Raw genomic sequence first — 4638 nt, forward strand, 5'->3', positions numbered from 1 at the left:
GGTTCGCGTCGTAGTCGAAGTCCTCCAGTTATCTGGGGTTCTCTTGTGCCCGTCTGGAAGGACTGTCAGCGTGGGGTTCACTCGTGACGGTGGTCGTTGGCGTGTCACTATCTGGGGTGCCCGGGCAGCGTCGGTGACGTCGGCAGCATGGCGTTGTGCCAGTGCAGAGAGTCGAGTTGGGTCCAGGGCGGACATGGACGGTTGTCGGTCCGGATCACTTGCCCGTCGCGCCAATCGAGGAGTTCTTGGAGTTCCTGCGCGTCGGCCGGGATGCGTCACCGAACACCGTCAGGTCGTACGCCGCTTCGCTGAGTGCGTGGTGGGAGTACCTGGAAGCGGCTGGGTTGGCCTGGGACGCCGTGACGCTGCCGTCATTCTTGCCGTTCCTGACAGTGCTACGGACCGGTGATCCGGTCGGAGTACACCGGCTGCCGGCCGCGGGGGCGTCTGCGGGCGGGGTGGCGGAGTCGACGGTGGGGCTGCGGGTGGCGGCGGTGCTGTCGTTCTACCGGTATCACGCGGATGTCCACGGCGTGCCGGTCGCTGGGCGGCTCTACCGGATGGGTGGGCGACGGGCCCGCAGCCGATACGTCCGCGGCCTGGCCCACCTGGACCGCGGGGCCGACCACGCGAGCCCGGCGGTGCGGGTCCGAAGCCGCGAACGCGGACCAGCACCAGTGCTCACACCCGCCCAGGCCGAGGCGATCCTCGACGGGTGCGCGCGCTTCGACGCGACCTCGGGCCAGTGGTCGGGGTCGGTACGCGACCGGCTGCTGTTCGCGACGCTGAGCGAGACCGGGATGCGGCTGGGCGAGTGCCTCTCGCTCAAGCACTGCGACTGGCATGTCGGCCGGGGCGGCACCCCGTTCGTCGAGGTCGTGCCGCGGCAGGATCATCCGGCCGGGGTCCGGGTGAAGAACAGCCGGTTCCGTCGCATCTACATCAGCGACGACCTGGAGCGTCTGCACAGCGAGTACGTGTGGCAGCTCTGCGACACCGACGCCCACCGAGCCGTGGACCTGGAGAACTGGTGGGTGTTCGTCAACCTGCGTCGCGGGGAGTGGCTTGCTCCGCTGCGGCCGGAGACTGTCTACGACCTGGTCGGCGCTCTGAAGCGCCGCCTGGGCAAGGCGGTCCCCGCCGCATGGACGCCGCACTGGTGGCGCCATACCCACGCGACCGCGCTGCTGCTGGCAGGCGCCCACGAACACGTGGTGATGCGACGGCTTGGTCACGCCGACGTGCAGACCACGCTGAACCTCTACGGCTGGGTCACAGAGGACGCCGAGCTGAAGACGCTGGCGAACTGGAAATCGTTCACCGCCAACTGGCGTGTTCTGGAAGAGAGTTCAGCATGAGCGATCACAGTCGCCCGCCGACCGCGGCGAAGGACGGGGCCGCCTCGGACCGGTGGGCCCAGAGCGCCGCGCTGGTCGACGGCTTGGACCCGGCCTTCGCCGGCCCGCTGTTCGACCCGCGCGATGAGCGCCTGGCCGGGGTGTTCATGCGCGGATCCCGGCAGGTCCGGCTGGACCTCACCGCCTTGCCCGAGGTCATGCGCCGAGAAGTCGGCTGGTGGCTGGCCACCTGCACGCGCACAGGCGAACGGCAGATCCACGCAAGCGAATGGAACCGCTGGGCAACCACCGCGGCCGCCGTCATCGCCCGCCAGCGGCACGTCACCTCCTTCGCCGACCTGCCGCTGACCGAATGGATGGTTGCCTGGGCCCGGGCCTTCCATGCAGACAGGGACCGGATGCCCGCCCCCGGGCACCGGCTGCGGGCCGAGCACGCTCTGCGCGGCATGCTGGAGCGGCTGCTGCGGCAGTACAGCAGCGAGATCGACTGGTGGCGACACGACATCTGGTCACTGCGACTGGACCCGCGCATCCCGCGACGCGAGCACGAGCCGCGCGCGAACACCGCCGTCCGCTGGGCCGACATCACCCCCGCCTGGCTGCGAGAAGGCACCAAGTTCTACCTCCGACTGCAGATGGAGTCCGGGCAGCTGACCTGGTCCACGGTGATGCAGCACCGCGTGAACACCGCACGCTTCGCGGCGTTCGTGACAGAGCGCGGCATCGACCACCCCGCGCTGGCAGCGGGCTCTGAGCAGAGCCTGCGCTCCCTCGCGCTGGAATTCGGCACCTTCCTGCACCACTGGCGGCGCGAGCATTCGGGCCGCCGCAAGGTCGGCGGCAGCCTCCAGGCACGGACGATCAACAAGAACCTGCAGACGATCGACTTGTTCTACCGGGTCATGGCCGACTGCCGGGCCGAGGCGGCCGAGGCCCTCGACGACGCTCGCTGGCTGGAGCTCACCGACAGCCATGCCCGCATGTTCCGCCCCGCCGACCGGCCTCGACAGCGTGAGCTCCGCGAGGCGGATGAACGCAACTACATCAATGACACCGACCTCAGCAGCATGCTCACCCACATCGAGATCCTCGGCCTGCCCGCCGAGCAGACACGCGCCCTCGTCCGCAATGCATGCCAGGTCGAACTGGCCGGTTTCGGCCAGCCAGCGGTCATGCGGGCCTGGCTGATCCAAGCCCTGACCGGGCGCCGGGCCAGCGAGGTGCTGCTGATGGACTTCGAGCCACTGTCCGACATCCCCGGCCTGGACACCGCCGCGGTCCCCGAGGGCGGGATGGTCGCCCGGCTCCGCTACCAGCAGACGAAGATCGACGGGGCGCCGAACACCATCCTCGTCGGCCGCGACGTGGTCGAGATCGTGCGGGAACAGCAGGCGTGGGTGCGCGAGCACTGGAACCTCGGGCCCGCCGACGTGGTCCGCTACCTGTTCCCAAAGACCACCGGCAACCGGCACGGCACCAAGTCCTGGGAGACCAGCAACTACAACCGCGTCCTGAAGCAGTTCAGCCACCACCTGGACCTGCGCGACTCCCGCGGCGAGCTCCTGCTCTACTCCCGCAGCCACCGGCTCCGCCACACGAAGGCGACCACCCTAATCAACGCCGGAGCCCCCATCCACGTCGTCCAGCGCTACCTCGGCCACCTCTCTCCGGAAATGACGATGCGCTACGCGGCGACCCTGGCCAGCACCGCGGAGCGCGAGTTCCTCGCCCTGGCCAAGATCGGGCGAGATGGACGCGAGATCGGCATGGACCGCCGCGACATGCTCGACCTGGTCCAACTCGACCGCCGCACCGACCGCATTCTGCCCAACGGCTACTGCCTGCTTCCGCCCACCCGGTCCTGCGACAAGGGGAACGCCTGCCACGGATGCGACCACTTCGCCACCGATCGCACCTTCCTCCCGGACATCCAGCGCCAACTCGCGGAGACCCAGGCCCTGGTCGCCAGCCGGCAGGCCCGGCACGCCGAACGCTACGGCGAACCGATGAGCGCGGCCAACGTCTGGCTGGAACAGCGCGACGCGGAGATCCGCAGCATGCAGCTGGAGATCACCGCCCTGGAAGCCCACCCGGCCGACAGCACCGCCGTTGTCCGCGGCGCGGGCGTGCTCGGTCGCACCGGCTACCAGAACACCGCCAACACACCTGATCACAAAGGGACATAGCCCGCATGACGACCCGGCCGACCACCTCGATCCCTGACGCTGCCCCCGCCGAGAACCGGCGCATCGCCGCCCTGCGGCAGGCAGCCCAGGACAAGCACAAGCAGGCCGTCCAACGAGCGGAGGCAGGCATCCGGCAACTGGTCAAAGCAGGCGAGGAGATCAACTTCCGGGCTGTGGCCCGCGCGGCGGGCGTCAGCCTGGACTTCCTCTACACCCACACCGACCTGCGCAAACGCATCGAAACCCTGCGCGGCCAGCAACGGGCTGACCACCGACCCCTCCGTCAGGACCCGTCAGCCGATGACGGCACGGTGATCCATAGCCTCACCGAGGCCCTCCGCCGGGAACGCGCCGCCCGCCGAAAGCACGTCCAAGATCTCGAACGACGGCTGGCCGCCGCCCACGGAGAACTACTGAGACTGTGTCGGCGGCTCCAGGAGCTGGGGATTCAGCCCTGATTTCTGGCGCCTCGAGACTCTCCGCGAGGCTCAGGGCTCCTGGACGCCGACCGAACGCACCAACGGATCCGTCTCACCTTGCAGGATCGGGTTCCCCAGCGTCTGAACCTTGCCATCGACCCGCATATAGCGTTGTGCGAGAACAACGCTCTTGGGCAGGCCGATCTCATGGGCCTCGACGAACACCGCCTCGGTCCGCTGGCCGTCCAGAGTCGCATAGCCGTCCCATGCGAGGGTGACTGCCACCGTCCCCTCCGGCACGGTCTCAAGCATCTTCCGGCCCGCCTGCACGCTCTCAGGCAGGTCGTCGGCGACGAAACGAGTCATCTCTCCACGGCCATCGCTCCTTCCCCGCATGGAGAACGGAATGAACCCCTCTTCGCTGATCTCCGCGTTGTCCACCGCGTGATCCAGCGACATGAACAGCAGATCCTTGGTCAACTTGGACATCTCGTCCCACACAGTCACGGTGACCTGCCACATCCTCCGTCTTTGCGACAGCCTGGCGCTGCCGCACCGCACCCTACCGAGCGGCAGGACATGCCCGAGTCTGCAGGGTCTATCGCTACTGACGGCATCAGCAGCGCTTTGACCTGGGCACATGCCTGTGCTGGCCCGGACAACGCCAGATAACTC

General features: G+C 68.4%; 4 protein-coding genes. 3 read left to right on the plus strand and 1 reads right to left on the minus strand.

Features of this window, described 5'->3' with window-relative positions; genetic code table 11:
- Positions 1-245: 245 nt before the first annotated feature.
- From QSK52_RS38875 to QSK52_RS38885, 3 genes are read left to right on the plus strand one after another with little or no spacing between them, the layout of a single operon-like run.
- Positions 246-1358, plus strand: a complete 1113-nt coding sequence (locus QSK52_RS38875; RefSeq protein ID WP_285741007.1) for a tyrosine-type recombinase/integrase — start codon at positions 246-248, stop codon at positions 1356-1358.
- On the plus strand, positions 1355-3544 hold the full coding sequence (locus QSK52_RS38880; protein WP_285741008.1) for a tyrosine-type recombinase/integrase: 2190 nt from the start codon (positions 1355-1357) through the stop codon (positions 3542-3544). The genes QSK52_RS38875 and QSK52_RS38880 overlap by 4 nt, the downstream gene beginning before the upstream one ends.
- Before the next feature lie 5 nt (positions 3545-3549).
- A complete protein-coding gene (locus tag QSK52_RS38885; RefSeq protein ID WP_285741009.1) occupies positions 3550-4002 on the plus strand; it encodes a DUF6262 family protein in 453 nt (150 codons plus the stop codon).
- 30 nt (positions 4003-4032) lie between these two features.
- Here QSK52_RS38885 and QSK52_RS38890 read toward each other — a convergent pair whose 3' ends face one another.
- Entirely contained in the window at positions 4033-4485 is a 453-nt protein-coding gene (locus tag QSK52_RS38890; RefSeq protein WP_285741010.1) for a hypothetical protein, read from the minus strand.
- Positions 4486-4638: the final 153 nt, after the last annotated feature.

Source organism: Kitasatospora phosalacinea, assembly GCF_030268885.1.
GTDB classification, from domain to species: domain Bacteria; phylum Actinomycetota; class Actinomycetes; order Streptomycetales; family Streptomycetaceae; genus Kitasatospora; species Kitasatospora phosalacinea_C.